The sequence below is a fragment of the Bradyrhizobium sp. Kon37 genome, assembly GCF_055807535.1.
In genome coordinates, this window is record NZ_JBVVOY010000002.1 from 440,064 (window position 1) to 457,737 (window position 17,674).

The 17,674-nt window shown below is 65.8% G+C and carries 15 protein-coding genes; 8 read left to right on the forward strand and 7 right to left on the reverse strand.

The window, feature by feature from the left end:
• Positions 1 to 35: 35 nt before the first annotated feature.
• Entirely contained in the window at positions 36 to 1,526 is a 1,491-nt protein-coding gene (guaB, locus tag AC0L3J_RS06430; RefSeq protein ID WP_007609139.1) for an IMP dehydrogenase, read from the reverse strand.
• Between the two features lie 274 nt (positions 1,527 to 1,800).
• On the opposite strand from guaB, the gene AC0L3J_RS06435 reads away from it, so the two are divergent.
• The 3 genes from AC0L3J_RS06435 (at position 1,801) to AC0L3J_RS06445 (ending at position 4,064) form a co-directional block, all read left to right on the forward strand.
• Positions 1,801 to 2,022 carry a FitA-like ribbon-helix-helix domain-containing protein gene (locus AC0L3J_RS06435; RefSeq protein ID WP_473346461.1) on the forward strand — a complete coding sequence of 74 codons (222 nt, stop codon included), beginning with the start codon at positions 1,801 to 1,803 and terminating at the stop codon, positions 2,020 to 2,022.
• Positions 2,019 to 2,411: a type II toxin-antitoxin system VapC family toxin gene (locus AC0L3J_RS06440; RefSeq protein WP_473346463.1), complete on the forward strand. Its 393-nt coding sequence runs from the start codon at positions 2,019 to 2,021 to the stop codon at positions 2,409 to 2,411. The genes AC0L3J_RS06435 and AC0L3J_RS06440 overlap by 4 nt, the downstream gene beginning before the upstream one ends.
• 162 nt (positions 2,412 to 2,573) lie before the next feature.
• Complete coding sequence (locus AC0L3J_RS06445; protein ID WP_473346465.1) at positions 2,574 to 4,064, forward strand: MFS transporter; 1,491 nt, start codon at positions 2,574 to 2,576, stop codon at positions 4,062 to 4,064.
• A gap of 158 nt (positions 4,065 to 4,222) precedes the next feature.
• Here AC0L3J_RS06445 and AC0L3J_RS06450 read toward each other — a convergent pair whose 3' ends face one another.
• Together AC0L3J_RS06450 and AC0L3J_RS06455 are read right to left on the reverse strand one after the other, a co-directional pair.
• On the reverse strand, positions 4,223 to 4,903 hold the full coding sequence (locus tag AC0L3J_RS06450; RefSeq protein WP_473346467.1) for an RlmE family RNA methyltransferase: 681 nt from the start codon (positions 4,901 to 4,903) through the stop codon (positions 4,223 to 4,225).
• A 1-nt stretch (position 4,904) separates the two neighbouring features.
• Complete coding sequence (locus AC0L3J_RS06455; protein WP_473346469.1) at positions 4,905 to 5,972, reverse strand: Ppx/GppA phosphatase family protein; 1,068 nt, start codon at positions 5,970 to 5,972, stop codon at positions 4,905 to 4,907.
• 211 nt (positions 5,973 to 6,183) lie between these two features.
• On the opposite strand from AC0L3J_RS06455, the gene AC0L3J_RS06460 reads away from it, so the two are divergent.
• A complete protein-coding gene (locus AC0L3J_RS06460) occupies positions 6,184 to 8,556 on the forward strand; it encodes a xanthine dehydrogenase family protein molybdopterin-binding subunit (protein WP_473346471.1) in 2,373 nt (790 codons plus the stop codon).
• A 128-nt stretch (positions 8,557 to 8,684) separates the two neighbouring features.
• Here AC0L3J_RS06460 and AC0L3J_RS06465 read toward each other — a convergent pair whose 3' ends face one another.
• A complete protein-coding gene (locus AC0L3J_RS06465; RefSeq protein WP_473346473.1) occupies positions 8,685 to 9,485 on the reverse strand; it encodes a hypothetical protein in 801 nt (266 codons plus the stop codon).
• 141 nt (positions 9,486 to 9,626) lie between these two features.
• Between AC0L3J_RS06465 and AC0L3J_RS06470 the strand changes: the two genes are divergently transcribed.
• The 3 genes from AC0L3J_RS06470 (at position 9,627) to AC0L3J_RS06480 (ending at position 13,082) form a co-directional block, all read left to right on the forward strand.
• Complete coding sequence (locus tag AC0L3J_RS06470) at positions 9,627 to 10,124, forward strand: YaiI/YqxD family protein (protein WP_007609125.1); 498 nt, start codon at positions 9,627 to 9,629, stop codon at positions 10,122 to 10,124.
• Positions 10,125 to 10,132: 8 nt separating this feature from the next.
• Positions 10,133 to 11,938 (forward strand): ABC-F family ATP-binding cassette domain-containing protein, encoded by a 1,806-nt coding sequence (locus AC0L3J_RS06475; protein ID WP_473346475.1) that lies wholly within the window; start codon positions 10,133 to 10,135, stop codon positions 11,936 to 11,938.
• Positions 11,939 to 12,002: 64 nt separating this feature from the next.
• Complete coding sequence (locus AC0L3J_RS06480) at positions 12,003 to 13,082, forward strand: alanine racemase (RefSeq protein ID WP_473346477.1); 1,080 nt, start codon at positions 12,003 to 12,005, stop codon at positions 13,080 to 13,082.
• Here AC0L3J_RS06480 and AC0L3J_RS06485 read toward each other — a convergent pair whose 3' ends face one another.
• Complete coding sequence (locus AC0L3J_RS06485) at positions 13,083 to 13,985, reverse strand: LysR family transcriptional regulator (protein WP_473346479.1); 903 nt, start codon at positions 13,983 to 13,985, stop codon at positions 13,083 to 13,085.
• A gap of 91 nt (positions 13,986 to 14,076) precedes the next feature.
• Here AC0L3J_RS06485 and AC0L3J_RS06490 point away from each other — a divergent pair, with 91 nt between their 5' ends.
• On the forward strand, positions 14,077 to 15,294 hold the full coding sequence (locus AC0L3J_RS06490) for an MFS transporter (RefSeq protein WP_473346480.1): 1,218 nt from the start codon (positions 14,077 to 14,079) through the stop codon (positions 15,292 to 15,294).
• Between the two features lie 8 nt (positions 15,295 to 15,302).
• Here the strand turns inward: AC0L3J_RS06490 and AC0L3J_RS06495 are convergent, their stop codons facing one another.
• Positions 15,303 to 16,529: a BaiN/RdsA family NAD(P)/FAD-dependent oxidoreductase gene (locus AC0L3J_RS06495; protein WP_473346756.1), complete on the reverse strand. Its 1,227-nt coding sequence runs from the start codon at positions 16,527 to 16,529 to the stop codon at positions 15,303 to 15,305.
• Complete coding sequence (locus tag AC0L3J_RS06500; RefSeq protein WP_473346482.1) at positions 16,526 to 17,443, reverse strand: SDR family NAD(P)-dependent oxidoreductase; 918 nt, start codon at positions 17,441 to 17,443, stop codon at positions 16,526 to 16,528. Before AC0L3J_RS06500 ends, AC0L3J_RS06495 begins: the two co-directional genes overlap by 4 nt.
• Positions 17,444 to 17,674: the final 231 nt, after the last annotated feature.

A 17,674-nucleotide genomic window follows, 5' to 3' on the forward strand; every position in this document is an offset into this window, starting at 1 on the left:
GTCGAGCCAGGGCATGACAGCGGAATGTGGAGCGCCTAACCGCCGCCCGGATAGTTCGGCGCCTCGCGCGTGATGGTGACGTCGTGGACGTGGCTTTCGCGCAGGCCCGCGCCGGTGATGCGGACGAACTGGGCCTTGTCGTGCAGGTCCTTCATGTCCTTTGCACCAACATATCCCATCGCAGCGCGCAGGCCGCCGGCGAGCTGGTGCATGACGTTGCCGACCGGGCCCTTGTAAGGCACCTGGCCCTCGATGCCTTCGGGCACGAGCTTGAGCGTGTCCTTGATGTCCTGCTGGAAGTAGCGGTCGGCCGAGCCGCGGGCCATCGCGCCGACCGAACCCATGCCGCGATAGGCCTTGTAGGAGCGGCCCTGCCACAAGAACACTTCGCCGGGCGTCTCGTCGGTGCCGGCGAGCAGCGAGCCGACCATTGCGATGTCGGCACCGGCCGCGAGCGCCTTGGCAAGGTCGCCGGAGAATTTGATACCGCCGTCGGCGATGACGGGGATGTCGGATTTCTTCGCCGCCTCGACCGCATCCATGATCGCGGTGAGTTGGGGAACGCCGACGCCGGCGACGATGCGCGTGGTGCAGATCGAGCCCGGGCCGATGCCGACCTTGATGCAGTCCGCGCCCGCGTCGATCAGCGCCTGCGCACCCTCCGAGGTCGCGACGTTGCCGGCAACGACCTGCACGGAATTGGACAGGCGCTTGATGCGGTTGACCGCATGGAGCACGTGACGGGAATGGCCGTGCGCGGTGTCGACCACGACGAGATCGACGCCGGCGTCGATCAGCCGCTCGGTGCGCTCGAAGCCGCTATCACCGACCGTGGTGGCGGCGGCGACGCGCAGGCGGCCCTGTGCGTCCTTGCAGGCCAGCGGATGGGCGACCGCCTTCTCCATGTCCTTCACGGTGACCAGGCCGACGCAGCGATATTGCTCGTCGACCACGAGCAGCTTCTCGATGCGATGCTGATGCAGCATCCGCCGTGCCTCGTCCTGGCTGACATTCTCGCGCACCGTGACGAGACCTTCATGCGTCATCAGTTCGGAGATTTTTTGCTGGCGGTCGGTGGCGAAGCGGACGTCGCGGTTGGTGAGGATGCCGACCAGCTTGCCCGGCGTGGACTTGCCCGCACCGGTGACGACGGGAATGCCGGAGATGCCGTGATCGCTCATCAGCTTGAGCGCGTCGTCCAGCGTGGCGTCGGGGCTGATGGTGAGCGGGTTCACCACCATGCCCGATTCGTAGCGCTTGACCTGCCGCACCTGGGCGGCCTGCCCTTCGGGATCGAAATTGCGATGGATGACGCCGATGCCGCCGGCCTGCGCCATGGCGATCGCCATGCGGGCTTCGGTGACCGTGTCCATGGCGGAGGCCATGATCGGAATGTTGAGCGGAATCGCGCGGGTGACGCGGGAGCGGATGTCGACCTCGCCCGGCATGACGTCCGACAGGCCCGGCTTCAGCAGCACGTCGTCGAATGTGAGGGCTTCGCGAATGCCTTGTTGCACGGTGGCCATGTGCCAACTCCTTCCGCGGCCCTGCCGCAAATAGCTATGGATGAGCGCCGCCCTCGGCGTGCCTTGCGGCAACGCCGGAGAATCGGAGCCCATCGGTGGGGTTGACGCGGGTCGATAGCACGGGTGGTTGACGAATCAAAGCAATTCGGACCGCCGGACAGCCATGCACAGGCACTTTGGCAAATTCGCCGCGGATCAAAAGGCGCTGGGAAGCTGGGCGACGGAACACTTTGACATGTGTAGCACATGTTTCTATGCTGATCGCATGACAACCATGATTCAGATCCGCAACGTCCCGGACGCCTTGCATCGTCGGCTGAAGTCGCGGGCTGCGCTGGCAGGCATGTCGCTGTCGGACTATCTGCTCAGCGAGATTCGGCAGGTGGCGGAACGGCCGACGCTCGACGAGTTGCGGGCGCGGTTGCGCAGCCGCACCGAAACCATGCCCTCGGTCGCCCCGGCTGAAGCGGTTCGCGCGGAGCGTGATCGCGCGTGATTGTCGTCGATGCCTCGGCTCTGCTTGAAGTCCTTCTACGGACGCCCGCAGCGGCAACGGTGGAACAGCGGCTGTTCGCCCCTCATCAAACACTGCACGCGCCTCATTTGCTCGACGTCGAGGTCGCCCAGGTGATCCGGCGCTATGCCGCCAACAGGGAGATCGACGTCGAGCGTGGGCGTATGGCCCTCGCCGACTTGGCGGACCTGTCCCTGCGGCGATACCCCCACGATTTCCTTCTGCCGCGCATATGGGAGTTACGGAACAATCTGACGGCATATGACGCCGCCTATGTCGCGCTGGCCGAGGCGCTCGACACACCACTGCTGACGCGCGACAGACGCTTGGCTGCAGCTCCCGGACATCACGCGCAGATCGAACTGGTGTAGTCCCATCGGGCGCCGCAGCGAACACGTCACGCGTCCCGGCGCCCACCGTCGCCCTCGCGGAGAATTTAGGTGCCATGCGTCGATCCGCAATGGTCGCGGCCCCGTGGCGGTGATAAGCCGCAACTCTCGCCCCTTCCTTCCGATTTTCATTACCAATCCGTCATGGTCGACAAGCAACGCGTCATCCCGCTGATCGTGGCCACTGCTCTCTTCATGGAGAACATGGATTCGACGGTGATCGCCACATCGCTGCCCGCGATTGCGGCCGATATCGGCACCAGCCCACTGACGCTCAAGCTCGCGATCACCTCCTATCTGCTGTCGCTTGCGGTATTCATCCCGGCGAGCGGCTGGACCGCCGACCGGTTCGGGGCGCGCATGGTGTTTGCGATTGCCGTCGGCGTGTTCATGGTCGGCTCGGTCGGCTGCGCACTCTCCACATCGGTCACCGATTTCGTGTTCGCGCGCATCCTGCAAGGCATGGGCGGGGCGATGATGACGCCGGTCGGGCGCCTCGTGCTGCTGCGGTCGGTCGACAAGAGCGCGCTGGTCAATGCCATGGCGTGGGTGACGGTCCCTGCCCTGATCGGCCCGGTGATCGGGCCGCCGCTCGGCGGCTTCATCACGACTTACGCGTCCTGGCACTGGATCTTCCTGATCAACATCCCGATCGGGCTGCTCGGCATCTTCATGGCCTTGCGCTTCATCGATCCCATCAAGAGCGAGGAACGAGAGCCGTTCGACCTCTACGGCATGGTGCTCGCGGGCCTCGGGCTCGCCGGCATTGCCTTCGGGCTGTCGGTTGCCGGACTCAATCTGCTGCCATGGAGCACGGTTGCCGCCCTGGTCGCCGGCGGATCGATCTCGATGACGCTGTATGTCATTCACGCACGGCGAACGGGGTCGCCGGTGCTGGACTTCACGCTGCTGAGGCTGCCGACACTGCGCGCGGCCATTTTCGGCGGTTTCATGTTCCGGCTCGGCATCGGCGCGCTGCCGTTCCTGTTGCCGCTGCTGATGCAGATCGGCTTCGGCCTCTCGCCGTTCAAGTCCGGCCTCGTCACGTTTGGCTCCTCGCTCGGCGCCATGGGCATGAAGGCGCTGGCCGCACGCATCATCCGCGCCTTTGGCTTCCGCAACCTGATGACGGTGAACGCGATCATCAGTGCAGTTTTCCTCGCCGCCTGTGCGCTCTTCACCGTGACGACGCCGCTGCTGATCATCATGATCATCCTGGTGGTCGGCGGCTTCTTCCGTTCGCTCGAGTTCACCGCGATCAACACGGTGGCCTATGCCGAGGTCGAGCACGCGCAGATGAGCCGCGCCACCACGCTCGTCAGCGTCAACCAGCAGCTCGCGGTCTCGGCCGGTGTCGCGGTCGGCGCGGCCTCCGTGGAGACGACGATGTGGCTCAGCCACGTCAGCGAGCTCAACGCCAGTGTGTTCGCGCCGGCCTTCCTCGTGGTCGCCCTGACCTCGGCAGCGTCGAGCTGGTTCTTCTGGCAGATGCCCGCTGATGCCGGCCACGAAGTCTCCGGCCGCAAGGCGGTGGAGATCGCGAGCCGCAAGGGTGCCGGCAAGGGCGCGGCCAAGGCCGCCGTCAAGGCGGCGACCGAGGATACCCAGGACGTGCGGGATCAGCGGCTGGGGTAGCCGGCACCACTCTCGATGTCGTCCCGGCGCAGGCCGGGACCCATACGCCGAGACGGCAGTTCGGCGCGAGATGGCAATTGGCAGTCTTCGCCAAACTTAATTCGGTGGTTATGGGTCCCGGCCCCCGTGCGCAATTGCGCACTAGGCCGGGACGACGATCAAATGCCGCCCCGAAATCCCGTCGCGAGAACGTAGCGCTCGGAGGAATCCGCACGGCTCGCGGCGGGCTTCACATGGCGCACCGTGGCGAAATCGCGCTTGAGCTGGGCGAGCAGCTCGGCGTCGGCCCCGCTCTGGAATGCCTTCGCCAGGAAGGTCCCGCCCGGCTTCAGCACGTCGCAGGCGAACGCGGCGGCGGTCTCGATCAGGCCGACGATGCGAAGCTGGTCGGTCTTGCGGTGACCGGTGGTGTTGGCGGCCATGTCGGACATCACGATGTCGGCGCCGCCGTCGAGCATGGCCTTGAGCTTGTCCGGCGCGTCATTGTCCATGAAGTCGAGCTGCGCGAACTCGACGCCGGCGATCTCGGGGATTTCGAGCAGGTCGATCGCGATGACCTTGCCCTTGCCGTCGACTGAGCCGACGCGCTTGGCGGCGATCTGGCTCCAGCCACCCGGCGCCGCACCGAGATCGACCACCGCCATGCCGTGCTTGAGCAGCCGGTATTTGTCGTCGATCTCGAGCAGCTTGAAGGCGGCGCGCGAGCGATAGCCCAGCGCCTTCGCTTTCACCACATAGGGGTCGTTGAGCTGCCGCTCCAGCCAGAGCTTCGACGACAATTTGCGCTTGCCGTGGGTCTTGACCTGGACGTGCAAGCGGCCGGTGGTGTCCTTGGCCATCTCACCAGCTCCTGAGCGCGCCGTCTTCGCGCATCATTTCGACCAGCATGCCTTCGCGCAGGCCCCGGTCGGCGACGCGCAGACGTGGCAGCGGAAAGGCGCGGCGGATCGCGTCGAGGATGGCGCAGCCGGCCAGGACGAGATCGGCGCGCTCGACGCTGATGCAGCTGTTCGCCGCGCGCTCCTCGTAGCTCATGCCGAGCAGCTTGTTGATGGTCGCGGTGACGTCGGTGTCGTTCATCCAGACGCTGTCGATGCGGCGGCGGTCGTAGCGCGCGAGGTTGAGATGGATGCCGGCGAGCGTCGTCACGGTGCCTGAGGTGCCGAGCAGATGCATATCAGTGAGATCGCCGCCATGCTGTTCGGCGAACGGCGCGATGTGATGGGCAACCTCGCGCTCCATCGCGGCGTAGATCTCGGGCGTGACGTCGCGCCCGCCGAACTGCTCGGCAAGCGTGACCACGCCGAACGGGATCGACATCCAGGCTTTGATGCGCGGCTCCGGATTTGCGGCGTCGCGCTCGATCCGCACCAGCTCGGTCGAGCCGCCGCCGATGTCGAACAGGATCGCGCCGCGGCCCCTGGGATCGACCAGCGGCGAGCAGCCGAGCACGGCGAGCGCCGCCTCGGTCTCGCGGTCGATCACCTCGAGCTCGATCCCGGTCTCGGCGGCGACGCGGTTGCGAAAGCCCTCAGCGTTCGAGGCGGCGCGGCACGCTTCGGTGGCGATCAGCCGCAATCGCTTGGCTTTGCGCAGGTTGATCTTGTCGCGGCAGATCCCGAGCGCCACGATGGCGCGCTCGATCGCGGCCTCGCTGATGCACCCGGTTGCCGAGACGCCCTCGCCGAGCCGGATGATGCGCGAGAAGGAATCGACCACGCGAAAGCCGTCGTGGGTCGGACAGGCGATCAGGAGCCTGCAATTGTTGGTGCCGAGGTCGAGCGCCGCGTAGACGCCGGTTCCCGGCGCTTGCGCACCGACGGCCGGTTCAGTGGCGAACGCCGCCGCCATCGACCCCAGCTCACCGTGCGGCGCAAGGCCGTCGCGGAGCCGCGTGTGGTCATTCATACAAACTGTCTTTCCGCGGCCGGTTGGGCCGATCTGGAATTGCTTTTTCGCCTGAAACCTTAGCAGCGCGCCAATCCTGCGCAACAACGCATCACATGGGACCATGCCCATTCGTGCGTTGTCGTGAACGGGCCGGTGGGCTATTTTTGAGGAGTCCGGTCCCCCAGGCGCCCCCCAAACCGCGCAATTGCCGGCTTTTCAGGTCAATTCCATGCAAGAACACACCAAATCCTCCACGCTCGAAAACGCTATTGCACTGCAAAAATATGGCGTCGGGCAGCCGGTCCGCCGCAAGGAGGACGATACCCTGGTGCGCGGCAAGGGCCGCTACACCGACGATTTCAACCTGCCGGGCCAGGCCCATGCCGCGATCGTCCGCTCGACCCATGCCCACGGCGTCATTCGCGGCATCAACATCGACGCCGCCAGGGCGATGCCGGGCGTGCTCGGGGTGTGGACCGGCAAAGACCTCGATGCGGCCGGCCACGGCCCCTTCACCTGCGGCCTGCCGCTGAAGAGCCGTGACGGCTCGCCCCTGCTCCAGACCAACCGGCAGCCGCTCGCAACCGACAAGGTCCGCTTCGTCGGCGATCCCGTCGCCTTCGTCGTGGCGGAGACGCTGGCTCAGGCGCGCGACGCGGCCGAGGCGGTCGAGCTCGATATCGAGCCGTTGCCGGCGGTGACCGACCCTGAGCAAGCCGCAAAACCCGGCGCGCCGCAACTCTACGACCACATCCCGAACAATGTCGCGCTCGACTACCACTATGGCGACATCGAGAAGGTCAACGCCGCCTTCGCCAGCGCCGCTCACGTGACCAAGGTCGACATCGAAAACACCCGTGTCGCCGTGGTCTCGATGGAGCCGCGCGTCGGCCTTGCCTCCTACGACAAGAAGACCGAGCGCTACACCATTCAGATGCCGACGCAGGGCGTCGCCGGCAACCGCGCCAACCTCGCCAAGAATCTGAAGGTGCCGAACGAGAAGGTGCGCATCCTCACCGCCAATGTCGGCGGCTCCTTCGGCATGAAGAACGTCAACTATCCCGAATACATGTGCATCCTGTACGCGGCCAAGGAATTAGGACGGCCGGTGAAATGGCTGGACGAACGCTCGACCAGCTTCTTGTCCGACAGCCACGGCCGTGCGCAGAAAATTCACGCCGAGCTCGCGCTGGACGCCGAGGGGCATTTCCTCGCCGCCAAGCTCTCGGGCTACGGCAATCTCGGTGCTTACATCACCGGCGTTGCGCCCAGTCCGCTTTCGCTCAACACCAGCAAGAACTTCTCCAGCGTCTATCGCACACCGCTGATGGCCGTCGACATCAAGACGGTGCTGACCAACACCACGCTGATGGGCGCCTATCGCGGCGCCGGCCGGCCCGAGGCGAACTATTATATGGAGCGGCTGATCGACCGCGCCGCCGACGAGATGGGCATCAACCGCCTGACGATGCGCAAGCGCAACTTCATCAAGCAGAACCAGATGCCGTTCGCCGCGTCCTCCGGCGTTACCTATGACAGCGGCGACTTCCAGGCTGTCTTCAACAAGGCGCTTGAAATCTCCGATCACGAGAATTTTGCCAAGCGCAAGAAGGAGAGCAAGAAGTCCGGCAAGCTGCGCGGCATTGCCGTCGGCTCCTATCTGGAGGTGACCGCACCTCCCGGCGTCGAGCTCGGTAAGATCGTGTTCGATCCCGATGGGTCGGTGCAGCTCATCACCGGCACGCTCGATTACGGTCAGGGCCACGCCTCCGCATTCGCGCAGGTGCTGTGTGCGCAGCTCGGAGTCCCCTTCGACAGCGTCAAGCTGGTGCAGGGCGACAGCGATATCGTCCACACCGGCAACGGCACCGGCGGCTCGCGCTCGATCACCGCGACCGGCATGGCGATCGTGGGCGCCGCCAAGCTCGTGATCGAAAAGGGCAAGCGCGCCGCCGCGCATATGCTCGAGGCATCCGAAGCCGACATCGAATTCGAAGGCGGCAGCTTTACGATCGCTGGCACCGACCGCAGCATCGACATCATGGAGCTCGCCAAGCGCCTGCACGACGGCAAGATGCCTGAGGGCGTCCCCGACAGCCTCGACGTCGACCACACCAGCGAACCGGTGCCGTCGGCCTTCCCGAACGGCTGCCATGTCGCCGAGGTCGAGATCGACCCTGAGACCGGCGTCGTGCAGATCGTGCGCTACAGCGCGGTCAACGATTTCGGCACGGTGATCAATCCGCTGCTGGTCGCTGGCCAGCTCCATGGCGGCGTCGTCCAGGGCATCGGCCAGGCGCTGATGGAGCACGTTCGCTACGACGAGAGCGGCCAGCCGATCACGGGCTCGCTGATGGACTACGCACTGCCCCGCGCCGAGGACGTTCCGAACATGACGATCGGCGACCACCCGGTGCCGGCCACGACCAATCCGCTCGGCAGCAAGGGCTGCGGCGAGGCCGGCTGCGCCGGCAGCCTGTCGACAGTCGTGAACGCGGTGATCGACGCGCTCTCCGACTACGGCGTCAAGCACATCGACATGCCGCTGACGCCGGAGCGTGTGTGGCGCGCGATCCAGGATGCGAAGGGGAAAGCGGCGTAAATCACGCTCTCTCCTTCGTCATGGCCGGGCTTGACCCGGCCATCCACGCCGTGAGGCATCAAGAACGTGGATGCCCGGGACAAGCCCGGGCATGACGATGTGGTGATGATGTGCCCCTTACCCCGCACCTACGCCGCCGCCTGCTCGCGCGGCTGGTAGATCGCGGTGTGCTGGCAGTACGCCAGCGGCGTCGTGCAGTTGGCGACCACCAGCGCGTCGAGCTCGACGAAACGATGGCCCTTCTTCTCGTAGTTCGCGGTGACTTTGGCCCGCGCGGTGATCTCGTCGCCGGCGCCTGCGGCTGACAGCAATTGCATGCGGCTGCCGACATGGATCCACGGGCCGAGGATGGTGTTGTCCACCAGCACGCGGTTCATGACGCGCTGGATCAGGCCGGGGTGGCCGAGCCCCTCGCGCGCGAAGATCGGATCGGTTTCGCGGATGTCGGCGAGATAGTCGGCCGCATCCTGCCCGGCCCAGCGGCGCGGCGTCGTGCCGAGCCATTTGCCGGTCTCGAAGGTTGCCGCGCTGACCGGTTCGCGCTCGGCGACTGCCGGGACTGCGATGTAGTCATTCAATGACACCGCAGTCGCAATCGCCGGCAGCGAGGCGATGCCGGTGGCACAGAGCTCGGTACGGCTGAACACCTCGATGGTGAGCAGGCCGTTGTGCTCGGTCGCATCGACGTCGGCGGTCTCGCCGTCATAGACCGGCTTGATGAAACGCGCCTCGATCAGCCCGCGCGACAGGAAATCGCGGCCCCAGCGCGCCACCGGCACATGCATCATGTAGGCGAAGACGTCGACGCCGGGGACCAGCCCGCCGGAAAAGCCGAAGCGGCGCGCCACACTATCGTCATGCATCTTGTTTTCGGACTGCTTGGCCGTGTTGTAGGCCTCGACGCGATAGGTTTCGAGCCGGTTCGGCATGGCTTGGCTTTCCCCAAATTCTTGTTGTTTCGGGCCGATCGTAGGCCCTGAGGAACCGGGGTCAATCCCCTCGCCTTTGCGGCCCGAATGGGGTACCACGCGGCTGCTGCGGAACCGCTTCGCAAGCCTCATCTACGGACAATGACGAACCCTCAAAACACCACCCGCATCTATGTCGACGCCGACGCCTGTCCGGTGAAGGACGAGATCTATCGCGTCGCCGGCAGACACGGCCTGCCCGTGAGCGTTGTCGCGGGCAATTTCATCCGCGTGCCCCAGGATCCGCTGATCGAGCGGGTCGCCGCGGGTGCCGGCATGGACGCGGCCGATGACTGGATCGCGGAACGCGCCGGGCCCGGCGATATCGTCATTACCTCGGATATTCCGCTCGCGAGCCGCTGCGTGAAGGCCGGCGCCGATGTGATTGCATCCAACGGCAAGGCGTTCACCGAGGAATCGATTGGGATGACGCTCGCGGTCCGCAACCTCATGACCGATTTGCGCTCGGCCGGCGAAGTCACCGGCGGTCCGAAATCGTATTCGCCGCGCGACCGCTCGACATTTCTGTCGACGCTCGACCAGACCATCCGCCGCATTCAGCGCCGCCGCGCCGACCAGGCCGCAACAAGACAGGACTGAGACACCGCATGGCGCCACCGCTGATTCAACTGCGCGATATTAAGCTGACCTTTGGCGGCACACCGCTCCTAGCGGGCGTCGAACTGTCGGTTTCGACCGGCGAGCGCGTCTGCCTGATCGGCCGCAACGGTTCCGGCAAATCGACGCTGCTCAAGATCGCCGCCGGCCTGGTCGAACCGGATGGCGGCAGCCGTTTCGTGCAGCCCGGCGCCACCATCCGCTACCTGCCGCAGGAGCCGGACTTTTCCGGTTTCTCCACCACGCTCGCCTATGTCGAGGCCGGCCTCAATGCCGGCGACGACCATTATCAGGCGCGCTATCTGGTCGAGCAACTCGGTCTGAACGGCGAAGAAGATCCGGCGCATGTCTCCGGCGGCGAAGCCCGCCGCGCGGCGCTGGCGCGCGTGCTGGCGCCCTCGCCCGACATCCTGCTGCTGGACGAGCCGACCAACCATCTGGATCTTCCGACCATCGAATGGCTGGAGAGCGAACTGGAGAGCCGCCGCTGCGCGCTGGTGATCATCAGCCACGATCGGCGCTTCCTGGGCAATCTATCGCGCAGCACCGCCTGGCTCGACCGCGGCCAGATCCGGCAGATCGACCGGGGCTTCAGTGCCTTCGAGGCCTGGCGCGACGAGGTGCTCGCGGAGGAAGAGCGCGACCAGCACAAGCTCGACCGCAAGATCGTCAACGAAGAGCATTGGTTGCGCTACGGCGTCTCGGGCCGCCGCAAGCGCAACGTCAAGCGGCTCGGCAATCTCCACGCGCTGCGCGACCAGCGCCGCACACATCGCGGCGCGACGGGCAACGCCAACCTCGCGGCTGCCGAAGCCGACAAATCCGGCAAGCTCGTCATCGAGGCCAAGAATATCAGCCGGTCCTATGGCGAGCGAAAGATCGTCGACGGCTTCTCGATCCGCGTCCAGCGCGGCGATCGCATCGGCATCGTCGGCCCGAACGGCGCCGGCAAGACCACGCTGATCGAGATGCTGACCGGCGGCAGCGCACCGGACAGCGGCAGCATACGGCTCGGCGCCAACATCGAGATGGCGACGCTCGACCAGCATCGGGAAAGTCTCGATCCGAAGACGACGCTGGCCGAGGCGCTCACCGGCGGCCGCGGCGACCATGTTATGGTCGGCGGCAAGCCGAAGCATGTCGTGAGCTATATGAAAGACTTCCTGTTCGCCCAGGAACAGATGCGCACGCCGCTGGAGGTGCTGTCGGGCGGTGAGCGCGGACGGCTGATGCTGGCACGCGCGCTGGCGAAGCCTTCCAACCTCCTGGTGCTGGACGAGCCGACCAACGACCTCGACCTCGAGACCCTCGACGTCCTCGAGGAAATGCTCAGCGACTACGAGGGCACCGTGATCCTGATCAGCCACGATCGCGATTTTCTCGACCGCGTCGTGACCTCCGTGATCGTGCCCGAGGGCAACGGACGCTGGCTCGAATATGCCGGCGGCTATACCGACATGCTGGCCCAGCGCGGCGCCGACGTGAAGCGCGCGACAGCGAAGGCCGTCGAAGAGACAAGAGAACAGCGATCAGCCGCGCCTTCCGCCGTCGCGAGACGACGGCTGACCTTCAACGAGCAACACGCGCTGGAGACGCTGCCCAAGACCATCGCCAAGCTGCAAGCCGAGATCGCCAAGCAGCAGCGCTTCCTTGACGACCCCGATCTCTTCCGCAAGGATCGCAAGCGCTTTGACCAGGCCTCCGATGCTCTGACGAAGGCGCAAAAGGAGCTGGCGGAGGCCGAAGACAAATGGCTGGAGCTCGAAGTGCGGCGCGAAGAGATTGAACAGGCCTAGCGTGCATTTCGCAAAAGTGGACACCGCTTTTGCAAACAGAATGCGCGCCAACTCAGAGACTTCCATGACAACGACCCTCGCCGCCAAGATTGCCCGCGAATACGGCACGCCCTGCGCCGTCATCGACATGGACAAGGTCGAGCGCAACATCGCCAGGATTCAGAAGGCCTGCGATGACGCCGGGATCGCCAACCGTCCCCACATCAAGACGCACAAGAACCCCACCATTGCGAAGATGCAGATCGCGGCCGGCGCCAAGGGCATCACCTGCCAGAAGCTCGGTGAGGCCGAGATCATGGTCAATGCCGGCATCGACGACATTCTGATCAGCTACAATCTGCTCGGCGAAGAGAAGATGGCGCGGTTAGGGGCACTGCAGGCGAAGGCCAACATGACGGTCGCCGCCGACAATTCGACCGTCGTTGCCGGCCTGCCCAAGGCTGCTGCGGCCTCAGGCCGACCGCTGTCGGTCCTGGTCGAATGCGATACCGGGCGCAAGCGCGCCGGCGTCGAGACGCCCGCCGAGGCGATTGCGCTGGCACAGGAGATTGCCGCATCCAAGGGACTGCAATTCGCCGGCTTCATGATGTATCCGACCGAGACTGGCTGGGCGGATGCGCAAAAATTCTATGACGAAGCTCTGGCTGGCGTGCGCGCGCACGGGCTGGATGCAAAAATCGTCTCGACCGGCGGAACGCCGAACCTGAAAAATCTCGGCAAGCTCAAGGGCGGCACCGAGCACCGCTTCGGCACCTACATCTACAACGACCGCATGCAGGTCGCCGCCGGCTCCGCCACCTGGGACGACTGCGCGCTGCACATCTATTCGACCGTAGTCAGCCGCGCCGCGCCCGAGCGCGGCATCCTCGATGCCGGCTCCAAGACGCTGACCACGGATACCGGCGGCCTCGACGGGCACGGCCTGATCCTGGAGCACCCCGAAGCCAAGATCGCGCGCTTCGCCGAGGAGCACGGCTTCCTCGATCTCTCCCGCAGCAACACCCGCCCCAATGTCGGCGACATCGTACGGGTCGTGCCCAATCACGTCTGCGTCGTCGTCAACATGATGGACGAAGTCGTGATGGTGTGCGGCGAGGAGATCATCGGCACGCTGCCGGTGGCGGCACGGGGGAAGCTGCGGTAGCTAGCCCCCGATCAGCGCCTGGAGTTCCCGGACCAGGCCATCGCGGAAGAGTTTGATCGGCCGCTCCAGCCGACCGGCCGGGGCGCGATGCACCACCCATGCGCGGACGGCGGGTTTGAAGTCGCGCGCAGCGACCGGCTTCAGCCTGTCGCGAAATGCGCTGCGTTTCAGGGCGATCGGGGTGACCAGCCCGACGCCGAGGCCGCGCGACACCAGCGACAGGCGAAGCTCGCTGTCCAGCGCCTCGACGGCGATGTTGAACGGCAGATGCGAGGCATCGAATTTTCGCTTCAGCGTATCGCGAAATCCACAGCCATCCTGGTTGATCACCCACGACAGTTGGGACAGCCGTTCCAGATCGACGGTGCGCGGGATCTTCATCTCACGAGCGACGACGAAGACGACGGGCTGCGCGCCGAGATCGTCGGCCGCGAGATCGGCGGGCGGCACTGCACCGTCGGGTAGACAGATCGCGGCTGCATCGAGCTCGTTGCGGCAGACACGCTCGAGCTGGTTCGGCGACCAACCGGAGACCACCCGCACCGCCAGCGCGGGAAATTCGGCGCGCACCGCATCGAGTGGTGCAGTCAGGCCTGCCTCCGACAGAAACGGCGTCAGACCGAGCCTGAACTCGCCGCGGACCATTCCGTCGTTGGCGACGCCCGACTTGAGGTCGTCCAGCATCCTGAGCAGACGCCTGCCCTGCTCGTAGGCCTCATGGCCCGCCGCCGTCGGCTTCACGGGCTTCGAGAGCCGGTCCAGAAGCTGCGCCCCCAACATCTCCTCGAGATTCTGGATACGTCGGGTCACGCCGGGCTGGGTGAGATTGAGACGCGTCGAAGCCGCGACAATCGATCCGGTCTCGACTACGGCGACGAAAGCGACAAGGTCATGGGTATTCATAACAAACCCGCATATTCTTTATAGGCTTATTTGAATTGTAGCATATTGATCGCTCCGCTTAAAGGGTCCCGCGCCACAGCTGCGAGGTCCCATGACTGTCTCCGAAACCACCAGGCCTGCGTCCCGAAACCAGCTCGCCGAGCGGCCGCTGATCTGGCTCGGCGCGATCACCGCCGGTGTCGTCGTCACCAATCTGTTCGCGCCGCAGATCCTGCTCGGCTTGATCGGCCGGTCAATGTCCATGCCGGCGTGGCAGGCGGGGCTGATCAGCACGCTGACCTTGCTGGGCTATGCACTCGGCCTGCTGCTGCTCGTACCTCTGGTCGATCTCGTCGAGAACCGGCTTGTCATCCTCCGCACACTCGGCTGCGCGATCCTCGCCGCTCTCGCGACGGCCCTCGCGCCGACGCCCGCGCTGCTGCTGCTCGCCACCTTCATCCTTGGCGCCTGCTGCGCGGCGATCCAGATGATGGTTCCGCTGGTCGCATCGATGGTGGCGCCGGATCGCCGCGGCCAGGCCATCGGCGAGGTGATGGGCGGATTGATGATCGGCATCCTGTTGTCACGACCCGCGGCGAGCCTGATCGCCGATCTCTGGAGCTGGCGCGCCTACTATGTCGTCTCGGCCGCTTTGATGGCTCTGCTTGCCGGCGCACTCGCCCGTTATCTTCCAACCCTTCGACCGACGGCACGCGCGAGCTACACCGAGTTGCTGCTGTCCTTTCCAAGGCTGCTGCGCGAAGAGCCCGTGCTGCGCGTGCGGGCCTGGACCGCATCGCTTGTCATGGCCTCCTTCACGGCGTTCTGGTCGGCGGTCGCGCTGCGGCTGCCGGAGGCGCCGTTCGACCTCGACGCCAAGGGAGTTGCGGCTTTCGCACTGATCGGCGTAGCGGGCGCCGCGGCGACACCAATGGCTGGCCGCTGGGGCGACAAGGGCCGGGCGCGGCCGATGTTCTTTGCCGCCCATCTGCTCATCATCGGATCGCTCGCGCTCTGCGCCTGGGCGGGCATGCTGGACTCCCAGATCGCCGGTCTGCTGGTCCTGAGCCTCGGCACGATCCTGCTCGACGTCGGCATCACCACCGACCAGACGCTGGGCCGCCGCGCGATCAACCTGTTGCGCCCCGAGGCCCGCGGTCGCATGAACGGCCTGTTCGTCGCGCTGTTCTTTATCGGGGGTGGCGTCGGCGCGGCGGCGGCTTCGCTGGCCTGGAGTTTTGGCGGCTGGACCATGGTCTGCGCAGTGGCGGCAAGCTTCGGCGTGCTCGGCCTCCTGACGGATCTCGCAACCCGGACCGGGACGTCATGATGGGATGGTCAGGGCGACAATTGGGCGAGCCGTCGCAAGACGCCCCTGCCCGCCGCAGCTCCGGTCGCGAACGAGGCCTGGAGCAAATAACCACCCGTCGGCGCCTCCCAGTCCAGCATCTCACCGGCCGCGAACACGCCCGGCAGCTTGCGGATCATGAAGTCGGCGTCGAGCTCGCCGAAGGAAATCCCGCCGGCGCTGGAGATCGCGCGCGCGATCGGCGCGACGCCCCTGAGCTTGATCGGCACGGCGTTGATGAGCTCCGCCAATCGGTCAGCCGATATTGCCGGCAACGACTGGCCAGCACCGATGGCGGCTTCCTGCAACAGCCCGACCGCGACCGGCGACAGCTGCGCAGCCTTGCGCAGGAAGTTGGAGAAGGATTGCTTGCCGCGCGAGGCGGACAGACGCTTGACGAGTTCGCCATGATCGACATCCGGCCGCAACGCGACCTGCAGGACCGCTTCGCCGCTCGCCGCGATCGCCTCGCGCAGGTCGGCCGACAGCGCATAGATCGCCCCGCCCTCGATCCCGCCGCTTGTGATCATGGCCTCGCCGCGCACGCGCTGCGCGCCAAAGGACAGCGTGATGCCCTTGAGCGGCTGGCCTTCGAAGCGCGCGCGGAAGATTTCGGACCATGCCACGGTGAAGCCGCAGTTCGCCGGCAGCAGCGGCGAGATCGCAACGCCTTTGTCGGCCAGGATCGTCGTCCAGCCGCCATCCGAGCCTAGCCGCGGCCAGCTGGCGCCGCCCACGGCCAGCACCGTGGCGTCCGCGGCGATGGTGGCGCGGCCGCCGGGTGCATCAAAGACCAGCCGTCCTTCCCCGTCCCAGCCCATCCAGCGCTGGCGAAAGGCAAAGCGCACGCCAGCAGCATCGAGGCGCCGCAGCCAGGCCCGCAGCAAGGGCGATGCCTTGAACGCTTTCGGAAACACACGCCCGCTGGAGCCGACAAAAGTCGGCTCGCCCAGCGCCTCGCTCCAGGCGCGCAGTGCGTCAGGAGAAAACGCTTCGATCGCAGCCTGTAGTCTCGGCGCCGCCTCGCGGTAGCGCGCCATGAACTGCGGCAGCGGTTCGCTGTGGGTGAGGTTGAGACCGCCGCGGCCGGCCATCAGGAATTTGCGGCCCGCAGACGGCATGGCGTCGTGGACGGTCACACGAGCACCGCCCTGCGCGAGCACTTCGGCCGCCATCAGCCCGGCAGGACCGGCGCCGATGACGGCGACAGCTGTCAGAGTTTCACCCCGGCGCGCGCAGCGGCCTGCGCCACGTATTTCTGCGTCTGCTCGAACGCTCCCTGCAGCGCCTTCGCCTTCGACATGTCGCTGATCTCGGCGAAATGCGCTGCGACCGCGTCCGGGGTCCACTCGGACTCCGGCAGGTTGATGCCCTCGCTTTCGACGATCTTGATCACCGCGAACGAGCCGGCGCCAGCGCCCATGATGGTGCGGGTCGGCGCGTCCTCGCTCAACATGTATTCGACCGCGGGCGTGATCGCGTTCGGCTTCATCAATTGCAGCGCCTGCGGCGGCAGCAGCTCTTCCGTCATGCGGGTTGCCGCCGTCGGCGAGATGATGTTGACACGGATGTCGGACTTGCGGCCCTCTTCCGCCAGCACGTTCATCAGGCCGACCATGCCGGACTTGGCCGCACCGTAATTGGCCTGGCCGAAATTGCCGTAGAGGCCGGAGGACGACGTCGTCAGCACGATGCGGCCGTAGTTGCGATCGCGCATGCCGGCCCAGGCCGCTTTGCAGCAATAAAAGGTGCCGACGAGATGCACGTCGAGTACCTTCTGGAAATCGGCCGCTTCCATCTTGCCGAACGACTTGTCGCGCAAAATGCCGGCATTGGCGCACAAGAGATCGACGCTGCCCCACTCCTTGGTGGCGCGCTCGACCATCGCGGTGACCTGCTCGAAATTGGAGACGTCGGCACCGTCGGCCATGGCGATGCCGCCCGCTTTACGGATCTCCTCGACCACGGTTTCCGCCGGCGAGAGCGAGCCGCCGCTGCCGTCGCGCGCGCCGCCGAAATCGTTGACCACGACTTTGGCGCCGCGGCTTGCCAACCCCAGCGCATGCGCGCGCCCCAGACCATTGCCCGCGCCGGTGACGATAGCGACGCGTCCGTCGAACCTGATTGCCATGAGTGCAGTTCCTGCTTCTTCTTCCTTCTCCCCTTGTGGGAGAAGGTGGCATAGGCGGCCAACGGCCGCCGTTCCTGGTTAAAACGCCAACGCGTAGCGTTGGCTACGGCGCCGGATGAGGGGTCTGTCTTGGCAGATGAGCGTGTGGAGAGATACCCCTCACCCGGCTTCATCTCGCTCCGCTCGGTTTCCACCCTCTCCCGCAAGGGGAGAGGGTGTACCGAGCGCGAT

Bases quoted from the DNA above. Each gene is read 5' to 3' on its own strand.
- AC0L3J_RS06470 (WP_007609125.1), top strand. From the start codon at position 9,627: ATGACGAACCCTCAAAACACCACCCGCATCTATGTCGACGCCGACGCC.
- AC0L3J_RS06485 (WP_473346479.1), bottom strand. From the start codon at position 13,985: ATGAATACCCATGACCTTGTCGCTTTCGTCGCCGTAGTCGAGACCGGA.
- AC0L3J_RS06450 (WP_473346467.1), bottom strand. From the start codon at position 4,903: ATGGCCAAGGACACCACCGGCCGCTTGCACGTCCAGGTCAAGACCCAC.
- AC0L3J_RS06445 (WP_473346465.1), top strand. From the start codon at position 2,574: ATGGTCGACAAGCAACGCGTCATCCCGCTGATCGTGGCCACTGCTCTC.
- AC0L3J_RS06490 (WP_473346480.1), top strand. From the start codon at position 14,077: ATGACTGTCTCCGAAACCACCAGGCCTGCGTCCCGAAACCAGCTCGCC.
- AC0L3J_RS06460 (WP_473346471.1), top strand. From the start codon at position 6,184: ATGCAAGAACACACCAAATCCTCCACGCTCGAAAACGCTATTGCACTG.
- AC0L3J_RS06435 (WP_473346461.1), top strand. From the start codon at position 1,801: ATGATTCAGATCCGCAACGTCCCGGACGCCTTGCATCGTCGGCTGAAG.
- guaB (WP_007609139.1), bottom strand. From the start codon at position 1,526: ATGGCCACCGTGCAACAAGGCATTCGCGAAGCCCTCACATTCGACGAC.
- AC0L3J_RS06480 (WP_473346477.1), top strand. From the start codon at position 12,003: ATGACAACGACCCTCGCCGCCAAGATTGCCCGCGAATACGGCACGCCC.
- AC0L3J_RS06500 (WP_473346482.1), bottom strand. From the start codon at position 17,443: ATGGCAATCAGGTTCGACGGACGCGTCGCTATCGTCACCGGCGCGGGC.
- AC0L3J_RS06475 (WP_473346475.1), top strand. From the start codon at position 10,133: ATGGCGCCACCGCTGATTCAACTGCGCGATATTAAGCTGACCTTTGGC.
- AC0L3J_RS06465 (WP_473346473.1), bottom strand. From the start codon at position 9,485: ATGCCGAACCGGCTCGAAACCTATCGCGTCGAGGCCTACAACACGGCC.
- AC0L3J_RS06455 (WP_473346469.1), bottom strand. From the start codon at position 5,972: ATGAATGACCACACGCGGCTCCGCGACGGCCTTGCGCCGCACGGTGAG.